General features: G+C 59.7%; 18 protein-coding genes. 4 read left to right on the top strand and 14 right to left on the bottom strand.

Annotated elements, in window-relative coordinates; all coding sequences use genetic code 11:
- Positions 1-6 precede the first annotated feature (6 nt).
- Entirely contained in the window at positions 7-1,383 is a 1,377-nt protein-coding gene (locus tag EKL02_RS04800; protein ID WP_128900980.1) for a phosphomannomutase/phosphoglucomutase, read from the bottom strand.
- 27 nt (positions 1,384-1,410) lie between these two features.
- Entirely contained in the window at positions 1,411-3,336 is a 1,926-nt protein-coding gene (locus EKL02_RS04795; RefSeq protein ID WP_128900979.1) for a nucleoside-diphosphate sugar epimerase/dehydratase, read from the bottom strand.
- 315 nt (positions 3,337-3,651) lie between these two features.
- Between EKL02_RS04795 and EKL02_RS04790 the strand changes: the two genes are divergently transcribed.
- Entirely contained in the window at positions 3,652-4,470 is an 819-nt protein-coding gene (locus EKL02_RS04790; RefSeq protein ID WP_128900978.1) for a symmetrical bis(5'-nucleosyl)-tetraphosphatase, read from the top strand.
- 23 nt (positions 4,471-4,493) lie between these two features.
- Here EKL02_RS04790 and EKL02_RS04785 read toward each other — a convergent pair whose 3' ends face one another.
- The 6 genes from EKL02_RS04785 to EKL02_RS04760 are packed head-to-tail and all read right to left on the bottom strand — an operon-like array spanning position 4,494 to position 9,031.
- On the bottom strand, positions 4,494-5,327 hold the full coding sequence (locus EKL02_RS04785) for a lysophospholipid acyltransferase family protein (RefSeq protein ID WP_347232097.1): 834 nt from the start codon (positions 5,325-5,327) through the stop codon (positions 4,494-4,496).
- Positions 5,299-6,597, bottom strand: a complete 1,299-nt coding sequence (locus EKL02_RS04780) for a dihydroorotase (protein ID WP_128900977.1) — start codon at positions 6,595-6,597, stop codon at positions 5,299-5,301. The genes EKL02_RS04785 and EKL02_RS04780 overlap by 29 nt, the downstream gene beginning before the upstream one ends.
- A gap of 3 nt (positions 6,598-6,600) precedes the next feature.
- Entirely contained in the window at positions 6,601-7,560 is a 960-nt protein-coding gene (locus EKL02_RS04775; protein WP_128900976.1) for an aspartate carbamoyltransferase catalytic subunit, read from the bottom strand.
- Entirely contained in the window at positions 7,553-8,059 is a 507-nt protein-coding gene (gene pyrR / locus EKL02_RS04770; RefSeq protein WP_206732450.1) for a bifunctional pyr operon transcriptional regulator/uracil phosphoribosyltransferase PyrR, read from the bottom strand. The genes EKL02_RS04775 and pyrR overlap by 8 nt, the downstream gene beginning before the upstream one ends.
- Positions 8,046-8,435: a Holliday junction resolvase RuvX gene (ruvX, locus tag EKL02_RS04765; protein ID WP_128900975.1), complete on the bottom strand. Its 390-nt coding sequence runs from the start codon at positions 8,433-8,435 to the stop codon at positions 8,046-8,048. The genes pyrR and ruvX overlap by 14 nt, the downstream gene beginning before the upstream one ends.
- Before the next feature lie 14 nt (positions 8,436-8,449).
- Positions 8,450-9,031, bottom strand: a complete 582-nt coding sequence (locus tag EKL02_RS04760; protein WP_241687783.1) for a YqgE/AlgH family protein — start codon at positions 9,029-9,031, stop codon at positions 8,450-8,452.
- Between the two features lie 195 nt (positions 9,032-9,226).
- Here EKL02_RS04760 and EKL02_RS04755 point away from each other — a divergent pair, with 195 nt between their 5' ends.
- Positions 9,227-10,696 (top strand): deoxyribodipyrimidine photo-lyase, encoded by a 1,470-nt coding sequence (locus EKL02_RS04755; RefSeq protein ID WP_128900973.1) that lies wholly within the window; start codon positions 9,227-9,229, stop codon positions 10,694-10,696.
- Between the two features lie 64 nt (positions 10,697-10,760).
- Here EKL02_RS04755 and EKL02_RS18470 read toward each other — a convergent pair whose 3' ends face one another.
- The 6 genes from EKL02_RS18470 to EKL02_RS04720 all read right to left on the bottom strand — a co-directional run bounded on the left by EKL02_RS18470 (position 10,761) and on the right by EKL02_RS04720 (position 21,192).
- On the bottom strand, positions 10,761-16,991 hold the full coding sequence (locus EKL02_RS18470) for an Hpt domain-containing protein (protein WP_241687782.1): 6,231 nt from the start codon (positions 16,989-16,991) through the stop codon (positions 10,761-10,763).
- A 112-nt stretch (positions 16,992-17,103) separates the two neighbouring features.
- Positions 17,104-19,428, bottom strand: a complete 2,325-nt coding sequence (locus EKL02_RS04740) for a methyl-accepting chemotaxis protein (RefSeq protein WP_128900972.1) — start codon at positions 19,426-19,428, stop codon at positions 17,104-17,106.
- Between the two features lie 60 nt (positions 19,429-19,488).
- Positions 19,489-20,064, bottom strand: coding sequence for a chemotaxis protein CheW (locus EKL02_RS04735; protein ID WP_128900971.1), 576 nt, complete (start codon positions 20,062-20,064; stop codon positions 19,489-19,491).
- Positions 20,065-20,074: 10 nt separating this feature from the next.
- Positions 20,075-20,440 (bottom strand): response regulator, encoded by a 366-nt coding sequence (locus EKL02_RS04730; protein WP_128900970.1) that lies wholly within the window; start codon positions 20,438-20,440, stop codon positions 20,075-20,077.
- A gap of 22 nt (positions 20,441-20,462) precedes the next feature.
- Complete coding sequence (locus EKL02_RS04725) at positions 20,463-20,864, bottom strand: response regulator (protein WP_128900969.1); 402 nt, start codon at positions 20,862-20,864, stop codon at positions 20,463-20,465.
- A gap of 175 nt (positions 20,865-21,039) precedes the next feature.
- A complete protein-coding gene (locus EKL02_RS04720) occupies positions 21,040-21,192 on the bottom strand; it encodes a rubredoxin (protein ID WP_119787245.1) in 153 nt (50 codons plus the stop codon).
- Between the two features lie 96 nt (positions 21,193-21,288).
- On the opposite strand from EKL02_RS04720, the gene EKL02_RS04715 reads away from it, so the two are divergent.
- Together EKL02_RS04715 and hemL are read left to right on the top strand one after the other, a co-directional pair.
- Positions 21,289-22,140, top strand: coding sequence for a hydroxymethylpyrimidine/phosphomethylpyrimidine kinase (locus EKL02_RS04715; protein ID WP_128900968.1), 852 nt, complete (start codon positions 21,289-21,291; stop codon positions 22,138-22,140).
- Between the two features lie 43 nt (positions 22,141-22,183).
- A complete protein-coding gene (gene hemL / locus EKL02_RS04710) occupies positions 22,184-23,467 on the top strand; it encodes a glutamate-1-semialdehyde 2,1-aminomutase (RefSeq protein WP_128900967.1) in 1,284 nt (427 codons plus the stop codon).
- Positions 23,468-23,472: the final 5 nt, after the last annotated feature.

Below are 23,472 nucleotides of genomic sequence, written 5' to 3'. Positions count from 1 at the left end.
CGGACATCAGAACGGCAGCACAGCGTCGGGCTTGGCGGCCAGGATCACGCGTTTGAATTCGCCCTGAATGCGCTGCAAGGCGTCTGCAGATTCGGCCTCGAAACGCATCACGACGACCGGCGTCGTGTTGGATGAGCGCGCAAGTCCGAAGCCGTCCGGGTATTCGACGCGCAAGCCATCGATGGTGATGGTCTGATCGGAGCCGGGGAAACGCGCTTCCCCCTGCAGCTTGCCGATCAGCGCAAAATTTTCCCCTTCCTGCAACTGCAATTGCAGTTCCGGCGTGGAAGTCGATTGCGGCAAGGCGTTCAGGATGGCCGAGGGGTCTTGCTGCCGGCTCAGCAGTTCCAGCATCCGTGCGCCGGCGTACAGGCCATCGTCGAAGCCATACCAGCGGTCCTTGAAAAAAATGTGGCCGCTCATTTCGCCACCAAGCGGCGCGCCAGTCTCGCGCATCTTCGCCTTGACCAGCGAATGGCCGGTTTTCCACATCAGCGGCTGGCCGCCGCGCTGGGTGATCCAGGGTGCCAGGTGGCGCGTGCATTTGACGTCGTAGAGTATTTGCTGCCCCGGATTACGCGACAGTACTTCTTCGGCAAACAGCATCAATTGCCGGTCCGGGTAAATGATCTGGCCATCCTTGGTTACCAGGCCCAGCCGGTCGCCATCGCCGTCAAAGGCCAGGCCGATCTCGGCGTCGCCCTGTTGCAGGCAGCGGATCAGGTCTTGCAGGTTTTCCGGGTGTGCAGGATCGGGATGGTGATTGGGGAAAGTGCCATCGACCTCGCAAAACAGTTCGGTGACTTCGCACCCCATCGCGCGATACAGGTCGCCGGCAAATGCGCCGGCCACGCCGTTGCCGCAATCGACGGCAATTTTCATGGGGCGCGCCAGCTTGACGTCGCCGACGATGCGCTGCAGATAGGCATCCCTCAGATCGTGCTGGCGATAGCTGCCGTCACCCACGGCAAATTCGCCCTTGACGATCGCCTGATATAACGCCTGGATCGTCTCGCCATAGATCGCCTCGCCGGCGAGCACCATCTTGAAACCATTGTAATCCGGCGGATTGTGGCTGCCGGTCACCATGATGCCGGACTGGGCATCCAGCACCTGTGTTCCAAAGTAGACCAGCGGCGTGGCTACCACACCCAGGTCGATCACGTTGACGCCGCTTGACTGCAGTCCTGCCGCCAGCGCGCTGGTCAGCTCGGGTCCGGACAACCGGCCGTCACGGCCGATCACCACATTTTTTTCGCCCTTGGCGCGCACCGCGCTGCCGAATGCCTGGCCAATTTGCCGGGCAACGGCGGCATCCAAAGTTTTACCGACGATACCGCGAATATCGTAAGCCTTGAAAATGCTTTGCGAGAGTTTCAACATGTCGACTTTCTTCAATAAACGATCAAATTAGCGCAACCTCGCCTCGTCCCGCCGCTGCGCCTGGCGACCAATGCGCCAGATCAGGTCTTCAATGCCGCATTGCGGCACGTAGCCCGGCACGATCCGCAACAGCAGTGCACGCACTTCCTCGTGATCGTAGCGCGCACAGGCCGCATCCAGTTTGCCGAGGAATTCCTGCAACAAGGGCCAGGGAATTTCCGCTTCCTGGGCACGCATGATCAGAGGATGTTCGGTCCCTTCGACATTCGAGCCGATCAACAACTCTTCGTAGAGTTTCTCGCCCGGGCGCAGACCGACATGGCGAATTTCTATACTGCCTTCCGGGGTCTCTTCGCTCTTCACTTCGAGGCCGCTTAGATGGACCATGCGCCTGGCCATATCCGCAATTTTTACCGGCTCCCCCATATCGAGCACAAACACGTCGCCGCCTTCCCCCATCGAACCGGCCTGCAGCACCAGTTGCGCGGCTTCAGGGATCGTCATGAAATAGCGGGTGATTTCCGGATGGGTCAGCGTGATGGGGCCACCCGCCAGGATCTGCTTGCGAAATAGCGGCACCACGGAACCGGAGGACCCCAGCACGTTTCCAAACCGGACCATGCAAAAACGGGTGCCCTTTTGCTGACGCGCAAAGGCTTGCATGATCAGTTCCGCCAGGCGCTTGGTCGAACCCATCACGTTGGTCGGACGCACCGCCTTGTCGGTCGAAATCAGCACGAAACATTTCACACCTGCAGCCATTGCGGCGCGCGCGAAGTGCAACGTACCCAGCGAATTGTTGCGGATGCCGTCAATCGGATTGTGTTCGACAAGTGGGACATGCTTGTATGCGGCCGCATGGTAGATGGTTTCCACCTCAAAGCTGCGCATCATGCGTTCGCATTTATCCTGTTCCAGCACCGAACCGAGAAACGGCAGGACTTCAATTTCAAGCTGCAAATTTCTTTGTAGCGCCTGCAATTCCTGCTCGATCGAGTACAGGGAAAATTCTGACATTTCCAGCAGCAGCAGGCGCTTGGGCCGCAATCGGAGAATCTGGCGGCACAGCTCGGAGCCGATCGAGCCACCGGCACCGCTCACCAGGACCGTTTTCCCGGTGATGCATCGGGAAATCAGTGCCGGATCCGGCGCCACCGGATCGCGTCCCAGCAAATCCTCGATGTCGATTTCGCGCACATCGTCCAGCTTTGATGCACCAGACATGAGGTTTTCGACCGGCGGCATGACCCAGGTCTTGAGCTTCAACGGTTCCAGGCGATCGATAATATGCCGTTGCTGCGCCTTGGTCAGCGACGGCATGGCCAGCACCACGCCATCGATCTTTTTCCTGGCGACCATCGCGGCCAGTTGTGTAGAAGGAAAGACCTTGATGCCGGCAATCGTCGTGCCCTTCAATTCGGCTTTGTCATCGATGAATGCCACAGGCAAGTATGCCTCACCGGCACGCAAGGCCCCCAGCAACTGGGTGCCGCCCTGCCCCGCGCCATAAATCGCGACTCGTGGGCGCTCTGTCCCGGCGCTACTGGCATGTAAAAAATAACTCCGCGCCAAAAACCGGCTAGCCACGACATACAGGATGGCGCTTACCCAATAAATCCCCAAGACCCCCCGCGACAAGCCAACTTGATGCGTCAGGGTTGCGAGGGCCGCCATGATGATCACAGCCAGGCTGACCCCGGCAATCACCACATAGACAATCTTATAGTCGACATACCGCACCACCGCGCGATATAAACCCATGCGGATAAAAATCGGAATGGCGAAAGCAGGCGCGGCAAGAACCAGCAAAAAATATTGCTGGAAAAGGGCCATGGTGACGCCCTCGTAACGCATTACGATGGCAAGGTAAAACGCCAGCGGCAAGAACACCAGGTCCGCTGCCACCGCAATCAGTTTTTTGTAAAACCGCGGTAAATCGAGAAACGCTTTCATGCAGAATGAATCATGTGTTAATTAATAAATAATTAATCGGGCAATGCAAGACTATACCACTCCGTCCCAAATTATTTCTCCATGCACAAGACCAATGCCTGATACGACGCAGGAAGACGGCAAAAGCATTTCCCGAAACGACTGCATGACCGTTTTGAGTTGCCTGGATGCACCGAAAAAATGCTTGATTTCTTGGGATTTCGGCACCACCTTGGCTTTTTAGCATGTCGCCGATTGTAAAGGGATTGGCGCTGCAAATCCATGCTTGAGGCACGGTACAATGCACCTGATCCTCTCATTCGAATGTCGTTATCCATGTCCACCTATGCAATCGGCGACCTGCAAGGCTGCCTCCCGAGCCTTGACTTGCTGCTGGATAAAATCGCGCACAAGGATCCCCAGGCCCGCCTGATCTTTGTCGGCGACCTGGTCAATCGCGGGCCGCAATCGTTGCACACCCTGCGCACCGTCCGCAGCTTGGGTTCGCGCGCCACCGCCTTGCTGGGCAACCATGACCTGCATTTGCTGGCGGTATCACAAGGCATCCGAAAGGCGCATGCCGGCGACACCCTGGAAGACATCCTGCAAGCCCCGGACCGTGACGACTGGATCGACTGGGTACGGCAGCGACCGCTTGCCCACTTGGAAAATGGCCATCTCATGGTGCACGCCGGTGTCCTGCCACAGTGGACAACGGCGCAGGTCCTGAGCCTGGCACAAGAAGTTGAAAGCGTGCTGCGCGGTCCCGACTGGGCCGATTTCCTGCGCGAGATGTACGGCAACCAGCCCGCGCAATGGGATGATGCATTGACCGGAACCGACCGCCTGCGCTGCATTGTCAATGCGCTGACCCGCATCCGCTACTGCACGGCCGATGGCGCCATGGAATTGAGCAACAAGGAGGCATTCGGAGCGCACCTGGAAGGCTTTACACCCTGGTTCGACATGCCCGGGCGCGCCACCGCAGATTCCACGATCGTGTTCGGACACTGGTCGACACTTGGCCTGGTACTGCGCGACAATCTGATCGGCCTCGATACCGGTTGCGTGTGGGGCGGCAAGCTGACCGCATTGCGCCTGGAAGACCGCGCGATCGAACAGGTGGCCTGCCCGCAATACCAGCGCCCCGGCTGAGCGCTTCCAAATGCATGGGAAATTCAGGCCGCGCGCCGCTCGCCAGCTGCTGCCAGTTCCGCCGCGATTGCCGCATGTGCAGCCTGCGCCAATTCCCGCCGATGGCCACCCACCGTCGCGATCGGCGGCAAACGCACCAGTTCGGCGCGGATCTTGCCGCCTTTGAGGATGGCCATGAGGCTTTCCACGAATGTCATGTCGCCGATGAAGGTGACCGACGGATGAAAGCGACCAGTTTTGCCAAAACGCCCAATATCCGGCTCGACGCAAAGATAACGCACAGCAAAAGGCTGGACCGCGACCCCGGCCTCAACCGCCGACTCAAACAAATTGGAATGAAAGGGCAGCAGCGTGCCCTGCGTGCTGGTCGTACCTTCGGGGAAAAATGCCACGCGCTCGCCCGCGTGCAGGCGATGCACCAGTCCCTCGTAGATACGCCTGACGGCGCGCAGGCTGCCGCGTTCGATAAAGATCGTCCCGGCCTTGTCGCATAACCAGCCAAGCAAAGGCCAAGCGCGGATATCTGCCTTGGCGACAAAACGGCAGGGATGCCAGACATTGATGACAAAAATATCCAGCCAGGAAATATGATTGGCCACAATCAGCGCATGCGCGGGTGACGTGCCCGCTGCCTTGTCGATCACCACGACCTCGACCTGGCAAAGTCGCAGCAGCTTGATCGACCAGCGCCGGATGAGGCGTGCACGGACGGCTTCTCCGACAAAAGGAAAAACCAGGGCGCAGGTCAACAGCCCCTCCAGCAACTGCAGGACGATACGCAACAACTTGAATGCCGTCATGCAGGCCGCACCGCCACTGGCAAATCGCTCAAGCCTGTCCTCGCTGGAATGCGACATGCCCGGCGACGATCGTGGTTTGCACCTGTCCCGTCAGTTCATAGCCGAGGAATGGCGAATGCTTACCCTGGCTGGCAAGCGCCTTTGCCTCGACTTTCCAGCGCACGGCCGGATCGAACAGGCAAATATCAGCCACGCTGCCCACGCCAAGACTGCCGGCGCTCAGCCCGGCCACTCGCGCCGCATCGCTGGTGACCTTGGCGAGCGCGCGCGAATCCGGCGCGCCATCCTTGGCATCGCCTGCCTCTTCGGCCCACTTCATGGTCAGCGAAAGCAGCAATTCCAGCCCTGTTGCACCCGGCGACGCCTCGCCGAACGGCAGCAGTTTTTCATCGTCATCAACCGGCGTATGGTCTGAACAAATCGCATCGATGGTGCCATCCGCGAGCGCCTGGCGGATGGCGTCGCGGTCGCGCTGCGCCCGCAACGGCGGCGTGAAGCGCGCATTCGAATCGAAAAAGCCGATATCCATGTCGGTCAGGTGCACGTGGTGCACGCCGACGTCGCAACTGACCTGCAAGCCTTCCTTCTTGGCGGCGCGCACCAGGTCCAGGCCGGCGGCAGACGACATCCTGCAAAGGTGCACGCGCGCGCCAGTGGCACGCATCAATTCAAAAATCGTGTGCAAGGCGACGGTTTCCGCCATCACCGGCACGCCCGACAGGCCGAGGCGGGATGCGATTGCGCCGCTGTGTGCGATACCGCCGCGTCCCAGGTGCGGGTCCTGCGGGCGCAGCCACACCGTGTAGCCGAACGTTTGCGCATACTGCATTGCGCGCAGCAGCACGTTGGTATCGAAAATGGTCTGGTCGGCCTGCGAAAAACCGATACAGCCGGCCTCGGTCAATTCCGCCATCTCGGTCAGCGCTTCGCCCTTCAAGCCGGCGGTGAGCGCGCCCAGCGGATAAACGTTGGCCTGATTCAGGAGTCGCGCGCGGTGCTTGAGCATTTCCACCAATCCCGGCTCGTCGAGCACCGGGTCGGTATCCGGCGGACAGACCAGGCTGGTGACGCCGCCCTGCATTGCCGCCTGCATTTCCGATTCCAGCGTCGCCTTGTATTCATAACCGGGTTCGCGCAGGCGTGCGCTCAGATCGACCAGGCCGGGAATGACCAGCAATTCCTGCGCGTCGATCGTGCGCTCGGCGGAAAATCCGGCGGGAGCCTCGCCAATGGCGGCCACCTTGCCGTCGGCGACATACAGGTCCTGGAGTGCGTTGATGCCATTGGCCGGATCGATCAGGCGGCCGTTCTTGATATGCAGTTTCATGTGTTAGTTACCCGCCAGAATACTCATCACCGCCATGCGCACCGCGATGCCGAAAGTCACCTGCGGCAGGATCACTGCCTGGCTGCCGTCGGCCACCGCCGATTCAATTTCGACGCCGCGGTTCATGGGCCCAGGATGCATCACGATGGCATCGGGCTTGGCCAGCGCCAGGCGTTCGGTGGTCAGGCCATAGCTCTTGAAGAATTCCTGCGCCGACGGCAGCAAGGCGCCGCTCATGCGCTCGTTCTGCAGGCGCAGCATGATGATGACATCGACGCCCTTCAAGCCTTCAGCCATGTCGGTGAAGACCCGCACGCCCATCTGCTCCAGGCCGCTCGGCAAGAGCGTGCGCGGGCCGATGGCGCGGATTTCCGGCACCCCCAGCGTGGTCAGCGCATGGATGTCCGAGCGCGCCACGCGGCTATGCAGGATGTCGCCGACGATGGCGACCGTCAGATTGGAAAAATCCTTCTTGTAGTGCCGGATCGTATACATGTCCAGCAAGCCCTGGGTCGGATGGGCATGGCGGCCGTCGCCGGCATTGACCACATGCACGTGCGGCTGGCCGATATCGTTCAGGTGCTTGGCGATCAGATAGGGCGCGCCCGATTGCGCATGGCGCACCACGAACATGTCGGCATGCATGGCTGCCAGGTTATCGATCGTATCGAGCAGCGACTCGCCCTTGGAAGTGCTGGATGCCGAAATATTCAGGTTGATGACATCGGCAGAGAGACGCTTGGAAGCGATTTCGAAAGTCGTGCGGGTGCGCGTCGAATTCTCGAAGAAGAGGTTGAAGACGCTCTTGCCGCGCATGAGCGGCACTTTCTTGACTTCGCGGTCGCTGATGCTGACGAAGGAAGAAGCCGTATCGAGTATGTGGGTGACGACATCCCTTGGCAAGCCTTCAATGGTCAGCAAATGCTGCAGCCCGCCGTTCTTGTTCAGTTGTGGATTATGCATGTTTGATCGAAAGTGTGAAACCGCCGTTATCGGCACGTTGCAGCAATAGCGACTCAGCAGGTTCGAGCTTGACGATCGCCGCAACAAAATCGGCGGCAATCGGCAACTCGCGACCGCCACGGTCAACCAGCGCCGCCAGCATGACGCGGGCTGGCCGGCCATAGTCGAATAATTCATTGACGGCCGCGCGCGTCGTGCGGCCGGTGTAAAGGACGTCGTCCACCAGCAGGATGGTCGCGCCGTCGACGTCAAAGCCGATCTGGGTCGGCTTGACTGCGGCAGGCAAGCCCTTTTCGGCGTAATCGTCGCGATAGAAAGAAACGTCGATGAACCCGAGCCGCCCGTCCAGCTGCAGCTCGGCGGCCAGGCGCTCGGCCAGCCACGCCCCGCCGGAATAAATCCCTACCAGGGCAAGTTTCTCGACGCCTGCAACGGCGGCCTTCACCTGCCCCGCCAACGTCCGGTACAGGGCCTCTGCATCCAGTTCAAGATTCGACATGTTGATCAAAGTATTGTTGCAAAATAATTGCGGCGGCCTGGTCATCAACCACTTCGCCGCGCTTCGCCGTGATGACTGCCGATGAATAGCGCTCATCGACGAGCTCGGCGGGAATACCATAACGTCCCGCGAGCTGATTGGCAAAGCGCCGGCAACGCAGCGTCATTTCATGCTCGGCACCATCCGGATGCATGGGCAATCCGACAATGCACCGCGCCGGACGCCATTGCTCCAGCAAGCCGGCAATCGCTGCGAACTTGCCGTCGTTGGTGGCTTCGCGAATCACCATCAAGGGCTGCGCCTGACGGATCAGCGTATTGCCGACTGCCACGCCAATGCGTTTCAGACCAAAATCAAAGCCGAGGATCGTTTCCACCTGCGCAGTCCCGCTTACGCATGGCCGGCCACGCCGGCCAGCATGACTGGGTCGATTCCCAGCAATTTCATGGCTGCAACAAAGCGCTGCTCGATCGGCAAGTCAAATACGATCGCCGGGTCCGCAGGCACCGTCAGCCAGCCATTGCGGGCAATTTCCTCTTCCAGTTGCCCCGCGCTCCAGCCGGAGCAGCCAAGCGACACCAGGATCTTGTCCGGTCCCTTGCCGGCAGCTGCCGCTTCCAGGATATCCTTGGACGTCGTCAGCGCAATCGCCTCCGTCACCGGCATGGTCGAGGAGTAGGTGTCGTGCGGGCTATGCAGGACGAACCCGCGTTCCACCTGCACCGGCCCGCCAAACATGACGGGATGGGCGCCGGGTTGCAGGGTGATTTCCAGCTCAAGATCAATTTTGTCAAACAACAAGTCCATGCTCATATCGGTGGGCTTGTTGATAATGACGCCCAAGGCGCCTTGAGCATTGTGTTCGCACAGATAGACCACCGTGCCGCCAAATACCGGATCAAGCATGGACGGCATCGCGATCAGGAAATGGTTTGCCAGATTAAAGCCTGGTGCAGCGCCAGCATCGGGCATCGTGGAAAAAATAGGTCTATCCTCGGAAACTCCGGTTGCGGAGAAGGATTTGCGTGTTTTGCCATGGGTTGCCATACCCTTCATTTTACCAGTTTTACCCCTTTGATATTAAAATCCGCCTTGCCCCCCAAACCGGCTGGCGCGGCCATGGATGCGGCAATAATGGCGCCGGATCGTCTTTAACATGCGAATACAATGACAATATTTACACAGTCGATCGTCTGGTTCCGCCGTGACCTGCGCGCCGAAGATCACGCAGCACTCCATTTGGCCTTGCGCCAGAGCCAACGGGTTTTCTGTGTGTTCATCTTCGACCGGGAAATTCTTGAGCACCTGCCGTCCGATGACCGTCGTGTTGCCTTCATACATGCTAGCTTGACCGAACTGCATGCCGAATTGCAGCACCTGGGAAGCGGATTGATCGTCCGGCACGCCGTTGCCAGGCAAGCCATTCCCGACCTGGCACGGCAACTGCGGGCGCAAGCTGTCTTTACCAATACGGACTATGAGCCGCAAGCCGTCAGCCGCGATGCCGATGTCGCGCAAAAACTGGCGGAAAACGACTGCGCCTTTTTCAGTGTCAGGGATCAGGTCATCCTGGAAAAGAATGAAGTGCTGACCCAGGCCGGCACGCCCTTTTCGGTATTTACGCCATACAAGAATGCGTGGCTGAAGACACTGGCTGCCGACCTGGGTGGCGCGTTGCTGGCACCCCACCCCGTGAGGGAACATTCCGCCAGCCTGGCGCCTGCGGCCGACTTGCCGCACGCCGGCCTGCCCTCCCTCGCTGCGCTGGGATTCGACGCGGCAACGCCGGCAGTCGCTGCCTTCCGGCCCGGCAGCTCCGGCGGCCTGGCCCTGCTTGAAGATTTTTTGCCGCGCATGGCGCAATACCATCTGCGCCGTGATTTTCCTTCTCTCAAGGGGCCGTCGTACCTCTCCGCGCACCTGCGCTTCGGCACAGTGTCGATCCGCGCGCTCGTGCGACGCGCCTGGGATGCCGAGCGCAGCGGCCAGGGCGGCACGGGCGCCGCCATCTGGTTGTCAGAGCTGATCTGGCGCGAATTTTATTTCATGATCCTGCATCACGCCCCCCATGTCGCCGAGCGCGCGTTCAAGCCGGCTTACGATGCCATACAGTGGGAATCCGGGCCGTTGGCGCAGGAGCATTTCGAAGCCTGGTGCCAGGGGCGCACCGGCTATCCCCTGGTCGACGCGGCAATGCTGCAACTTAACCAGACGGGCTACATGCACAATCGCCTGCGCATGGTCACGGCCTGCTTCCTGATCAAGGACCTGGGGATCGACTGGCGCTGGGGCGAGCGCTATTTTGCCGAAAAGCTCATGGACTTTGACCTGGCGGCCAACAATGGCGGGTGGCAATGGGCAGCGTCTTCGGGCTGTGACGCGCAACCCTATTTCCGTATTTTCAACCCGGTCACGCAGTCACAGAAATTCGATGCCGACGGCAGCTTCATCCGGCGTTACCTGCCGCAACTGGAGAAACTGGACAAGCGCCATATCCATGCGCCATGGTTGACACCGCCTGACTTGCTGAAGGCCGCGGGCATCGTGCTGGGGAAACACTACCCGGCGCCAGTCATCATGCATGATGAAGCCCGCAAGCAAACGCTTGCACGTTATGGCGTCGTCAAGCAGGCGTAGGCAGGCAGCAATAAAAAACCCGCAGCCCTGGGGGGTGCGGGTTTTAATGGATAGCGGTAACAGTTCAGTTCACCGGCGTTTCCTTGCTGATGAAGCCCGTGATGGAACGAAGCAAATCATCTTCCTGATAGGGTTTGCCGAGATACTCGTTGACACCCAGCTCCATCGCATAATTGCGGTGCTTGGTCGCTGTGCGCGAAGTAATCATGATGATGGGGATATGCTTGGTGCGCTCATCGCTACGCACGTTGCGTGTCAGGTCGAAGCCATCCATGCGCGGCATTTCGATATCCACCAGCATGACGTCCGGCGTAATTGCCTGCAACTGCTCCAGCGCATCGACACCATCCTTGGCCAGCACCACCTGATAGCCTTCGCGTACCAGCAGGCGCTGGGTAACACGCCGCACCGTCAGCGAATCATCGACCACCATGATGATGTTTTGCGTACGCAGTCCTTGCACGGCATCGGACTTCGGCGCCGCTGGTTTGCCGCCCGACATTTCGGCCACAGCACCCATATTGTCCGGTGCGTCCGAAGCCACCAGGCGCGGCGCACGGATATTTTCCTGAGCAACGCGCTGCGCCAGCGGCACCGGATTCAGGATCAGCACGATTTCGCCCGAGCCCAGTACGGTGGCGCCGGCAATACCGATCATGCGCGACAGCTGCGGGCCAATATTCTTGACCACCACTTCGCGGTTGCCGATCACTTCATCGACGTGCAGGGCGACGCGGTCGCTGCCGCTCTTCATGATGACCAGCGGCGTATATTGCTGCGCCACGGCGGCGGCATCATGGTCGCCCAGAAGCGTCGCCAGGTAATGCATCGGCACCCTCTGCCCTTGCCACATGACCGCGCCTTCGTTGTAGGCGGCGGTCAGCATGCCGGTTTTCAGCTGCTGCACTTGCTCGACCAGTACTGAGGGCACCGCATAGATCTTGCCGCCGGTCGACAGCAGCACGACCTGGGTAACCGCCAGGGTCAGCGGCAGATGAATCGTGAACTGCGCACCCTTGCCCGGTTCAGTCTTGAGCGCCACGCGTCCGCCCAGTGCTGCTGCCTCGGAGCGCACGACATCCATGCCAACGCCGCGGCCAGCCAGTTCCGTGACCGCATCGGCCGTAGAGAAACCCGGGTGGAAAATCAGGTCGGAGACTTCGCTTTCGCTCATGCCATCGCTGAGCAAACCAATGGCCAGCGCCTTCTCGCGAATGCGTTCGACATTCAGGCCCTGGCCATCGTCGTTGAACTGGATGACGACCTCGTTGCCTTCCTGGCGAATTTCCACCAGCAGCTCGCCGATTTCATTCTTGCCCGCGGCGCGGCGCTTCTCTTTCGATTCGATGCCATGCACAATCGCATTGCGCAGCAAATGCTCGAAAGGTCCGGCCATGCGTTCCAGCACGCTGCGGTCCATTTCGACCGAGCTGCCGCGGATATCCAGGTTGACACGCTTGTCAAGTTCCTTCGATGCCTGGCGGGTGACGCGGAACAATCGCTCCGAAACGCTGGCAAACTGCACCATGCGCACCCGCATCAAGTCTTGTTGCAGGTCACGGGTCAAGCGGGCCTGGGAAACCAGGTCATCGCTGGCGCTATCGACGGTGCGCATCAGGTTCTGCTGCACGGAGCCGACGTCGTTGACGCTTTCTGCCATCATGCGCGTCAATTCCTGCAGGCGGGTAAAACGGTCGAATTCGAGCGGGTCGAATTCGCGGTCGCCGGACAGCGCCATGCGGGAAGAAATTTGCGATTCCGCCTGCATTTCAATTTCACGCAACTGGATGCGCAGGCGCGTGATGTTTTCGGTCAGTTCGGAAAGCGAGCCGCGCAGTGTGCCCACTTCCGTTTCCAGCTTGGATCGCGAAATGGACACTTCACCGGCCTGGTTCACGAGACGATCCAGGATATCGGCACGCACACGCACCAGGGGTACCGGCCCGCTCGCGGCAACGACTTTTTGCGCTGCCGGCGCCGGCGCTGCGGCAAAGTTGGCAGAACGCACCGGAATGATCGAATTCAGCTCGACCAGGCCGGTCCCGGAAGCTTCCGGCGCATCATCTGCAGCCGAAGCCTCGGCAGATGCGCCTGCAGCAGCGGCCGGCGTCGGCCGCGCAGCATCCGGGTTTTGCAATACTTCAAACAGTTGCAGGCCATAGTCGTAGCGCGACATCAGGTCGTCCAGCGACTGGGCCGAGGGGAATCCGGCATGCATGATGGATTCGATGCGGGTTTCCAATTCATGCATGTGCTGACCGAGTTGCATCGCACCTGCCATGCGGGCACTGCCCTTGACCGTGTGCAAAAGCCGCAAGAGCGCCTGCGGGAAACTGCTATCGCCCATGTTTTGCTGCCACCCGCGCAACTTTTCACCCACCTCGGGCAACATGTCACGTCCTTCTTCCAGGAATACCGGCAACAGGTCGGCATCCAGTTCATCCTTGATGACGATGGTCGGGGCAACAGCGTCGTTTTCAGCTGGCTTGGCGACAAATTCGGCCGGCAGGCCCTGTTCCTGCAACTGCGGCTCTGCCACAGCAGCCTGCACCGGTGCGGGCGGCGGCGTGTCGACGATGGCCAATCCGGCCGACGTCGCCAGCGCTTCCGCTGCCTCGAGTTCAGCGAGGGTCGGCTCCGGCAAGTCTGCTGCCGCCAAGTCCGCCTCTGGCGCGAATGGCAATTCAGCGGTGCGCGCTTCCACTGCCTGCCGCAAATCCGCCAATGCCTGCACCATCTCTGGTTCATGCCCCGGCATTTCTCCCAGCGCAAACATTTGCAGCATGGTTTTCAGGCGCTCGACACTTGCTTCCAGCGTGGCGAACTCATCGTCGGAAAGCATCGTCGGCTTGCGGGAGAGACACTGCAGCGCCATTTCCAGCCCATGCGCCACTTCCTGCAGCGTATGGAATCCCACAGTTGCGGAGCTACCCGCCAGCGAGTGGGCAGCATGCACGGCAAGAATGTTGACTTCACGGTCCGGCTCATGTCGCCATTCAGCGATGTCATTGGCCAGCATGCGCACCAGCTCATCGGTCTCAGCCAGGTAAATATTATGCAGCGGAACGCTGATTTCCAGGTCACCGATATACTTGACGCCATCGTCACGCGCCACGAGTGGCGCCTGCATGGAAGGAAATTCAATGACTTCTCCAACCGGCACCGGTTGGGGAATCACGATTTCATCGAAAACAGGGCCATCTTGCGCAGCAATCGAAACAATTTCTGCAGGATCTGCAATTACCGGTTCATCAAACTGCGCAAACACATCGTCCGACGATGGCAATTCCGCCACTTCCTCGTCCGGCACCGGCAGGGAGAACGCAGTGTCCTCGCCCGATTCCAGCGCAGGTTCGATCGCAAATTCGGCAAATTCGGCGCCAGCATCGTCAAACGACAACAGTGCATCAATTCCGCCAGCATCAATAGTTGCCGTTGAATCAAGGGATAACGCTTCAATTGGATCGGCAGCGTCAACAGCTTCAGTAGCTTCGATTGCTTCAGTGGCGTCGATTGCTTCAGCTGCTTCAATTGCTTCGGTTGCCTCGAGCGCCTTGATTGTGTCCGGATGAAATAGCAATGCGGCATCTTCAGGCGCCATCGTCGTGGGCAGCGCCTCAATTGCCGGTTCCATAACAGATGGCTCGACCAATATCGCTTCCGCTGGCGATTCCTCGACCGCATCAGGCACAGCCACGTCGGCGGCAACTTCCTCAACCAACGGGGATTCTTCGTAGCGGAACGGCTCGCCATTGCGGATGCGATCAGCAGCGGCGACCAAGGCATCTGGCCGCCGCGACGACTTGCCGGTCGTTTGCAGATCAGCTACCCAGGCAGACAACAATTCCGAGGATTTTTCCAGCAAGGCGTACAAATCGGCATCGCCACCCTGGCTCTCGGCCAGCTTCAGATTCATGACTTGCTCGACGCTCCAGGCACCTTCACCGAAAGCATTCAGGCCAACCATGCGTCCGCTACCCTTCAGGGTATGAAAGGAGCGCCGCAGGGTCGTCAAATGTTCCTGGTTTCGCGGTTCATGGCGCGACAGCGGTATGGTGGCATTAATGCAGCCCAATACCTCGTCCGCCTCGAACAGGAAAATTTCGAGCAATTCGGCATCGACATCCTCGACGATGGCCTGCGCCGGCGGCGCAGCTATGACAGCGGGCGCCTGCACGGGCGCCGGTTCGGGCTGGGGCTCGGCGGTCGCCGTCACCAGCATCGCCATGGTATCGTCGGTGGGAACGCTTTCCAGCATGTCCATGGCAACCCGGGCGCGTTCACCGGCTTCCGGATTATCCACCAGTGCAGCGGCAAACTGGACTTGTTCGAGCGATTCCTTCAGTTGTTCCTGGAGCCGGGTGTCAGTTGGCTCTGCTGAAAGACACCTCGCTAATTCTGCCGACTGCTTTTGATGCAGTTCCAGCTCTTGTTCCACCGTCGGCAAGGGGGCATCGAGGATCGCCAGTGCGTCCGGCGCAGGCTGCGGTGCACCAGTATCCTCGAGTGCGGGCACGACAACGATCTGCTCGGCGCCGTCGGCCGCATCTTCGCGCTCGAGCATCCTGGCGCGAAACACGCCCTTGCGCTCATCGAATGCGAAACGGTGCTTCGCACTTTCCGGCTGCAGCTGCAGGGTTTCGATGAAAAAACTCAAAGCACCGACGTTCTGGGCCACGTGCTGGAAAGCGGCGACATCCGGACTTTCGCCTTCTGGCGTTTCAGCAAAGCCGCGCACCGCACCGACCGTATGTTCCACTGCACGCAAGGCATCTTCCTGGTCAAGGATCGCCAGTGCGCCACTGATCTGGTGCAGGATCGGCTCAATCTGGCTCAATGCTGCCCGTTCCTTGGGTTCACGGAAATAGTCGTCAAGCAGCTTCTCAACCTGACGCAGGTTGTTTTGCATTTCGCCGCCCAGCGCCGCCATGGTTTGGCGCTGCTCCGCCTCGCGCGACATTTCATCCAGCCATTGCGCCGATTCGGTCGGCTTCTCGCCTGCCACGATCGACAACAGCCGCGCGGTCATGGCGTCTGCGCGTGGCGCGAAGTCCTCGGCAAGACGGCTAATATTGGCCAATGCATTTTCAACAAACAGCAGGCTGGTCGCCATTTCGAGGCCGAGTACACTGCCGGATTGCGAGCTGGCCGCAGCATGACGGGCAATACCGTTCAGTTCGCGCAACAACTTCAGCAGCGAAGGTGCGCCAAGCTTGCTGACCGCCTCTGTCAAGCCCTTCAATTCACTGCCAAAAGCTTCGGCGCCGCTGGTGTCGCCGCCAGCAATGCGGTTCCAAAGATTTTTCGCCTGATTCAGGCGCGTCTTGGCCAACGCCAGCGCATCGGGGTCGATCTGACCATAGCGCTTGCGGTCGTAATCCACCGGCACCAGACCGTCGAGCTGATAGGCGCCGCGCACCTGTGCTGCACGTGGCGAAGGTTGCTCGATGCGGGCAATAAAGAACAGTGCATCGCGCAGCAGGCGCTCGGCAATGCTGGCAGACCCTTCCGACAAGCGGCGGATCTGCAGATTGATGCGAGCAAAGAGCTGCTTGACGTAGATTTCCTTGGGAATTTGTCCAGCTGCCACCGCTTCTGCCAAGGCATGCAGGACCCACCAGAATACGCGCGATTGCTGGTTACTCTGGCTGCGCTCCACCTGGACCACGATATCGAGCATCGCCCGCGCGTTGGCGGTTTCGGTCGCGGCATCGTTCTTACGCAAGAACGGCAACAAAGCCTTTTCAAACTTCTGCCGCAAACTGGCGTAATCGATATTTTCAGAGAAGGCCGCGTCATTGATCGGCGGCAGTTGCGGGCGGATTGCCAGGTTTGGAAAAAACAGGTCGGCGGGATGAACGCGTTCTGCGCCGCGTGCCTCCAGCAACGCCTTGTAATACGGGAATAGCCGCACTGGCTGATGCGACGCGCCAGCCAGCAACTCTTCCAGGTACTCTGCCAGTGCCTGGTAGGCATTTTCAATAGTTTGCGCAACCCTGTCGGTCAGTTCGATCTGGCCCGACTCCAGTCGGTCAAGCAAGTCTTCCGTGGTCTCGGTGATGATCGCAACGCCATCGATATCGACGATTTGCAGCGCGCCATGCGCCTGGTGCAGGAATGTCTTTGCCTGGCGCAGCGAGGTCGAACGGGCATCCGCATCGTGCGCTACGGCTTCAAATAGCGCAGTCTTGGAGCGGCCGAGGGCTTCGCGGATCTCACCCATCACCCAGGACAGGGAACCGGCATCGAAGTTGTCTCGGGCACCTTGTGGCGGAACCGAAGAGTGGGTGGTCATGACTACCTCGCGGAAATTCTATCGGTGGCGGGCCGGCCCGCCACCATGCATCACTAATGGCCCCGCGACAGCGGGGCGCCAGGCTCTCGAAGGCCGGAAAACAACTGGACCGTTACGCAGCCACGCGGAAGCGCGATACCGAGTTCTTGAGTTCTTCGGCCAGTCGGGTGAGTTCGCGAATCGATTCAGCGGTCTGTTGCGTACCTTCCTGGGTATGCTCAGTGACCGTCAGGATGCTCTGGATGCTTTGCGCGACGCCATTGGCGGAAGTCGCTTGCTGCTCCGTCGCCGCCGAGATGCCCTGAATCAGTTCGGCAAGCTGGTTCGACACGCGCCGGATATCCGACAGTGCGCTACCGGCAGCATCGGACAGCTTGGCACCCTCGACCACGCCCTGGGTGGACTTTTCCATAGCGGCCACGGCATCGTGGGTATCGGTCTGAATAGTACGCACCAGCGCGCCAATCTGCTTGGTCGCTTCGGCGGAGCGCTCCGCCAGGCGCTGCACTTCTTCCGCAACCACCGAGAAGCCGCGTCCTGCCTCGCCGGCAGACGCTGCCTGGATGGCTGCATTCAGCGCCAGCACGTTGGTCTGTTCGGTAATGTCGGAAATCAGTTCGGTAATTTCACCAATTTCCTGGGAAGACTCACCCAGGCGCTTGATTCGCTTGGACGTTTCCTGGATCTGGTCGCGAATTTCATGCATACCCTTGATGGCGTTCTCCACCGCACGGGAGCCTTCTTCGGCCGCCGTCACCGACTGCCGCGCCACTTCCGCGGACTCGTTGGCCGACTTGGAGACATCGGTAATCTGCACCGCCATTTCCAGCACGGCCTGACCGGTTTCCTGGATGTCACGCGATTGCTTTTGTGATGCAACCAGCAGTTCGGTCGAAATATTTTGCGCCTGCGTCGATGCGGTCGTCACCTGCTCGGCCGTATTGGTCACGCGACCGACCAGGATGCGCAGCTCTTCCACGGTATAGTTAACCGAGTCGGCGATCGCGCCGGTAATGTCTTCCGACACCGTTGCCTGCACCGTCAAGTCACCGTCGGCCACCTCTTGCAGTTCGTTCATCAGCCGCAGAATCGCCGCCTGGTTCTGGTCGTTGGTGCGCTTGGCTTCCTCTTCCTGCATTTGCGCGTGCTGACGCTGGGCATCGGCTTCCTGGCGCTGGTCTTCCGCTTCCTTGGTGCGATTGCGGCTATCCTGCAGCACTACCAGGGCAACACCAGCCGCCGCGACCAGCGCGAGAATACCGAACAATACCAAGGCAAAGAACGAGACGCTGAAGGAATTCTGATCTTCGCGGTACGCTTCCTGCAAGACGGTCAGACTCTTCTTGAGCGCCTCGTTTTCGTTGAAGACCGATTGTTCCGCTTTTTTGGCGGCGATGAAGTTCTGCACGTTGCCGCGGATCCCTGCGACCGCTTTCTGGTATTCGGCGAAAACGGCTTGCAGTTCCAGCAGTTTTTCACGGGTATCCGCATCGCGTGCCGCTCCCAGGCGCATGACGTCGCTACCGTTGAGCAGCCCTTCGATAATGTCGCCGAAAGTGTTGGTATCCTTACCAAGCTGAAACGCTGTTTCCGGGCTCATGCCCTGCGACGTCAGAAAACCGTTTGCGCTGCGCGCCAGGCGCTGGGTCAGCATCACCAATTGGCTGGCAGAGGAAATTTCCCGCGGTGCGGCACCGGCTTGCGCCTTGAGAGTGGCGACCTGCTCGGCCAGCTCCAGCATATCGGGAGAAATGGCATTCATTTTTTTCAGGGTGGCGCCCAGGGTAGTCAGCTCGCCTTGCAGCTTGAGGATGGTGCTGGCAGAACTTTCCGTCTGGTCCCAGGCGCGCAGCGTATCTTCCACGACACGCTTCATGGCCTGGCTTGGCGCGCCAATGGTGCGCCCCTGATACGGACCGCCGTTGTTCAGGATATTCAGGTTGGCTTGCAGGGCGTCGCGGCTTTCCTTCAGTTGCCTGAACGCTTCCTCGTTACCCTGGATCGCGTTCGGCGCGGCCTTGCCGATACGCTGTGAATGCATCAGCGCTTCCGCCGCAATCTGGGTCTGGGTGGCTGCCAGCGATGTGCCGCGCGAATTGGCCCACGCAAAAATTGCACCCAGCAACAACGTCAGGCCCAGCATCAGCAAGAGCACGCGCACCTGTTCCTGCAATGGCATCGTGCCGATCCACGGCAGGCGGATATTACCGCTCTTCTGCAGCACGTCGCCAATGAAGGTGGCATCCGGATTCGGCGTGGACTGGTACGCGCTCGGCGTCCTCGTTTCCGAGGCGCCCTGAGTGGCACTGGCGCTCAGCGGCTTGTATTCGGCGATCTGCTCGTCGGACAAATCGGACAATTCATCGTCCTGTCCGACCGTCTCATCGACCTGCCCCGATTTTTTATCCTTGGATAAAAATGGTACTTTGAACGCCATTGCCATTCCTGAGTCTCCTAAAATCCGTTTGTGCTGCAGCCTGGCTGTAGAGCCCGGCGCTTATAAGCCCACATGCAAAAATTGCGCATCCTGCACGATCAGGGAAAGATCGAGCTCGGTCCAGACCTGGGCATCACGGTCGACATATTGCCGAACCGCCCAGGACGCCGTCGCCTCGGCTTCGTTTTCGTGCGGCCGCATGTCGTCGACATTGCGCAAACCGAGCACACGCGAAACCAGGATGCCGCTATTGAAAGACAAGCCGGGGGCAAACACCACGACCCGGCTTTCACGATCGATCGAAGTCCCTGCCTGCCCCTGGAAGCGCGCCAGATCGATCACGCTGACCAGGCTGCCGCGGACATTGGTCAGACCCAGGAACCAGTCTTGCGTCAACGGCACCGCGGTGATGGCGCCCACCGAAATGATTTCGCCGGCTTCCTGCAGGTTCAGCAGGCAGTAGCGCTGCCCGATCAGCACCCCGAGCTGGCGCGCATACGGGCTGGCGCCGGTACGGGCAGCCTGCATGCGCTCGAGCAGCTGCGCCTGGAATTCGCGCAGGCGGGTACGGCGCGCCAGCGCATCCGGCTTTGCCAGGCTCTTTTCCGAGACGGGATCCGAAGTGGATTGGGTCATTTGGCGTCAATCAGCCGAGTGCGGCAATCTTCGACAACAATTCCTGGGGATCGACCGGCTTGACTACATAGTCGCGCGCGCCCTGGCGCAAACCCCAGATGCGGTCGGTTTCCTGGTTCTTGCTGGTGCAGATGATGATCGGCACATCCTGGGTTTCCGGATCGCGCGAAATCGCCCGCGTCACCTGGAAACCATTCTGCCCCGGCATCACCACATCCATCAGGATGAGATGTGGCTTGTCCGCCTTGATCTTGACAATGGCCTCTTCGCCGTTTTCGGCAGTCGATACCGAAAAGCCGTTCTTGACCAGGATATCCGTCAGAAAATAACGTTCTGTCGGCGAGTCATCCACGATAAGAATCTTTTTAATAGACATCTTCAACCTTTGCGTCAAAAAATTACTTGGAAAGTGCTTGTGCTGTATGTTCGCTTACGGTTTTGAGCAGGCTGTCCTTGGTAAACGGCTTGGTCAGATAGGCATCCGAGCCGACCATCGCGCCGCGCGCACGGTCAAACAGGCCGTCCTTGGAAGAAAGCATGACGACAGGCGTGGCATGAAACTTTGCACTTTTCTTGATGAGCGCGCAGGTCTGATATCCATCCAGGCGCGGCATCAGGATGTCGCAGAAAATCAGCGACGGCTTGTGATCGTTCATTTTGGCCAGCGCATCGAAGCCGTCTTCGGCAAGCACCACCTGGTAGCCGGCCTGCCCCAGAAAAATCTCGGCGGATCGGCGAATCGTGCTGCTATCGTCAATCACCATAATCTTTATACCGGCGTTATCCTGCGGTGTTGTCATGGCGTCTTATTCTCATTCAGATTTTGTCCAATATACGATTCCACTGTAACAAAAAGCAAGATGCTTTAGAACAACGTTGCACGAGAGTTTTCCTTTGCCGTGGTTTTTATACCAAAAGTTTCCCAATTGGCAATGCAACCCACCCACACTTGCAACACATAACGTCGGCGATTTGTTAAATCACGACCATTTCAAAATCTTCCTTACGAGCACCACACTCCGGGCAAGTCCAATTCATTGGCACATCCGCCCAGCGCGTACCCGGCGCAATTCCCTCATCCGGCAAGCCGGCGGCTTCGTCATAGACCCAGCCGCAGATCAGGCACATCCAGGTTTTGAATTCTTCGTTCGATGTTGCGTTACTCACAGTTGACTGCCCTTCAATCAAGTAAAATGGAAAGTTGAATATCTTAATCTACTGGCCGTGCAAAACCAAACTTCCCCGCTCATTTTGAGCTTCAATGTCAACGACCCGGTGGGCGCTGTGGGTCTGCAAGCCGATCTGGCCTCATTTGCCGCGATGGGATGCCACGGTTTGTCCGTGGTCACTGCACTCCTGATCGGCGACACCACCCGGATCGAAGATAGCCAGGTGATCGATGTCGACTGCGTAGCGGACCAGGCACGCGTGGTCCTGGAGGATATGCCGGTCGCAGCCTTCAAGGTCGGCACCGTCGGCAGCATCGAAAATGTTTCGGCAATTGCTGAAATCGTCGCGGATTATCCGGATATTCCACTCATTCTCGATCCTTTTCTGTCTGCCTTGCCAGACCGCAGCGAAGATAGTGAAGATTTACTGGTAGCCATCCGCGAATTGCTGATTCCGCAAACCACGGTGTTGGTGGTCTCCGCGGTTGAGCTCGGGCGCCTGGCCGAAACCTGGCGCGAACCGACCACCGACGACTCGCTGACAGTCGACGCCTTGCGCATCATCGACCTCGGTTGCGAGTACCTCTTCGTCACCGGCACCCCGACGGATGTGCACGATGTCGCCAATACGCTGTTTTCCGACAGCGGCGTGGTGCGCCAGGATAACTGGCAACGTATTTCCGGCTCCTTTAGCGGCGCTGGCACCACCCTGTCGGCCACCATCGCTGCCCTGCTGGCCAATGGCCTGGAAGTGCCCGAGGCCATCTTCGAGGCGCAGGAATTCACCGTCGCGGCGCTCACCAACGCGCACCGCCTGGGCATGGGCAAACTGGTGCCCGACCGCTATTTCTGGACGCGGGACCCTGAAGATGCGCCTGCCGGGGACGCCGAAGTTCCGCCCCAGTAAGGCCTTTCGCCAAATTATCGATCACTTTTTTTCCGAATACAGCATGACATCCAAAAACGATATCCTGATGGAACGCGCCCAGCGCACGACGCCGGGCGGCGTCAACTCTCCCGTTCGCGCCTTCCGCTCGGTGGGCGGCACGCCCCGATTCATCACCCATGCCGAAGGCCCCTACGTGTGGGATGCCGACGGCAAGCGCTACACCGATTACATGGGCTCGTGGGGACCGGCGATCGTCGGCCATGCCCACCCGGATGTGGTCAAGGCCGTGCAGGATGCTGCCGTAAAAGGCCTGAGCTTTGGCGCACCGACTGAAGCGGAAATCGAGATGGCGGAGGAGATCTGCCGCCTCGTCCCGTCGATCGAACAGGTGCGGCTGGTATCGTCCGGCACAGAAGCCACCATGAGTGCGTTGCGCCTGGCCCGCGGCGCCACCGGCCGCGACAAGATCGTCAAGTTTGAAGGCTGCTATCACGGCCATGCCGACTCCTTGCTGGTGAAAGCCGGCAGCGGCCTGCTTACGTTCGGCAACCCGACCTCCGCCGGCGTGCCGGCCGACTTCGTCCAGCACACCGTGGTGCTCGACTACAACAACACCGCCCAACTGGAAGAAGCCTTCGAGCAGATGGGCGATGAAATCGCCTGCGTGATTGTCGAACCGATCGCCGGCAACATGAACCTGGTGCGCGCCACGCCTGAGTTCCTCGGCGCCATGCGCCGCCTGTGCACGCAATACGGCGCGGTGCTGATCATGGACGAGGTGATGTCGGGATTCCGCTCCGCCTTGCATGGCGCGCAGTCTTTGTATGGCATCACGCCGGATATCACCGCACTGGGCAAGGTCATCGGCGGCGGATTGCCCGTGGCGGCGTTCGGCGGCAAGCGGGAATTGATGCAACATATGGCGCCGGTCGGCCCCGTCTACCAGGCTGGCACCCTCTCGGGCAATCCGGTGGCCGTGGCCGCCGGCCTCGCCACCCTGAAACTGATCCAGGCGCCGGGCTTCTTTGAATCACTGACGCGCCAGACAAGCCGCCTGGTGCAAGGCATGAGCGCGGCAGCCGCCGACGCCGGCGTGGCGTTTTGCGCCGATTCGGTGGGCGGCATGTTCGGCATCTACTTCCTGGACAGCAAACCTGACAGCTATGCGGCAATGATGAAAACCGACCGCGAGAAATTCAACCGTTTCTTCCACGCGATGCTGGACGCCGGGCACTTTTTCGCGCCGGCGGCGTTCGAGGCAGGATTCGTGTCGGCCCAACATGACGATGCCACTATCGATGCGACCGTCGAGGCGGCGCGCAAGGTCTTCGCCAGCCTCGCCTGACCCTG

The organism is Janthinobacterium sp. 17J80-10 (assembly GCF_004114795.1).
Taxonomy (GTDB): domain Bacteria; phylum Pseudomonadota; class Gammaproteobacteria; order Burkholderiales; family Burkholderiaceae_D; genus Paucimonas.
The sequence above is the reverse complement of the archived record's forward strand: the minus strand, read 5'-3'. Positions and strand labels throughout refer to the sequence as shown.

Coding starts and splice junctions, on each gene's coding strand:
- EKL02_RS04800 (WP_128900980.1), bottom strand. CDS start 1,383: ATGTTGAAACTCTCGCAAAGCATTTTCAAGGCTTACGATATTCGCGGT.
- EKL02_RS04795 (WP_128900979.1), bottom strand. CDS start 3,336: ATGAAAGCGTTTCTCGATTTACCGCGGTTTTACAAAAAACTGATTGCG.
- EKL02_RS04790 (WP_128900978.1), top strand. CDS start 3,652: ATGTCCACCTATGCAATCGGCGACCTGCAAGGCTGCCTCCCGAGCCTT.
- EKL02_RS04785 (WP_347232097.1), bottom strand. CDS start 5,327: ATGTCGCATTCCAGCGAGGACAGGCTTGAGCGATTTGCCAGTGGCGGT.
- EKL02_RS04780 (WP_128900977.1), bottom strand. CDS start 6,597: ATGAAACTGCATATCAAGAACGGCCGCCTGATCGATCCGGCCAATGGC.
- EKL02_RS04775 (WP_128900976.1), bottom strand. CDS start 7,560: ATGCATAATCCACAACTGAACAAGAACGGCGGGCTGCAGCATTTGCTG.
- pyrR (WP_206732450.1), bottom strand. CDS start 8,059: ATGTCGAATCTTGAACTGGATGCAGAGGCCCTGTACCGGACGTTGGCG.
- EKL02_RS04760 (WP_241687783.1), bottom strand. CDS start 9,031: ATGCCCGATGCTGGCGCTGCACCAGGCTTTAATCTGGCAAACCATTTC.
- EKL02_RS04755 (WP_128900973.1), top strand. CDS start 9,227: ATGACAATATTTACACAGTCGATCGTCTGGTTCCGCCGTGACCTGCGC.
- EKL02_RS18470 (WP_241687782.1), bottom strand. CDS start 16,991: ATGACCACCCACTCTTCGGTTCCGCCACAAGGTGCCCGAGACAACTTC.
- EKL02_RS04740 (WP_128900972.1), bottom strand. CDS start 19,428: ATGGCGTTCAAAGTACCATTTTTATCCAAGGATAAAAAATCGGGGCAG.
- EKL02_RS04735 (WP_128900971.1), bottom strand. CDS start 20,064: ATGACCCAATCCACTTCGGATCCCGTCTCGGAAAAGAGCCTGGCAAAG.
- EKL02_RS04730 (WP_128900970.1), bottom strand. CDS start 20,440: ATGTCTATTAAAAAGATTCTTATCGTGGATGACTCGCCGACAGAACGT.
- EKL02_RS04725 (WP_128900969.1), bottom strand. CDS start 20,864: ATGACAACACCGCAGGATAACGCCGGTATAAAGATTATGGTGATTGAC.
- EKL02_RS04720 (WP_119787245.1), bottom strand. CDS start 21,192: ATGTGCCTGATCTGCGGCTGGGTCTATGACGAAGCCGCCGGCTTGCCG.
- hemL (WP_128900967.1), top strand. CDS start 22,184: ATGACATCCAAAAACGATATCCTGATGGAACGCGCCCAGCGCACGACG.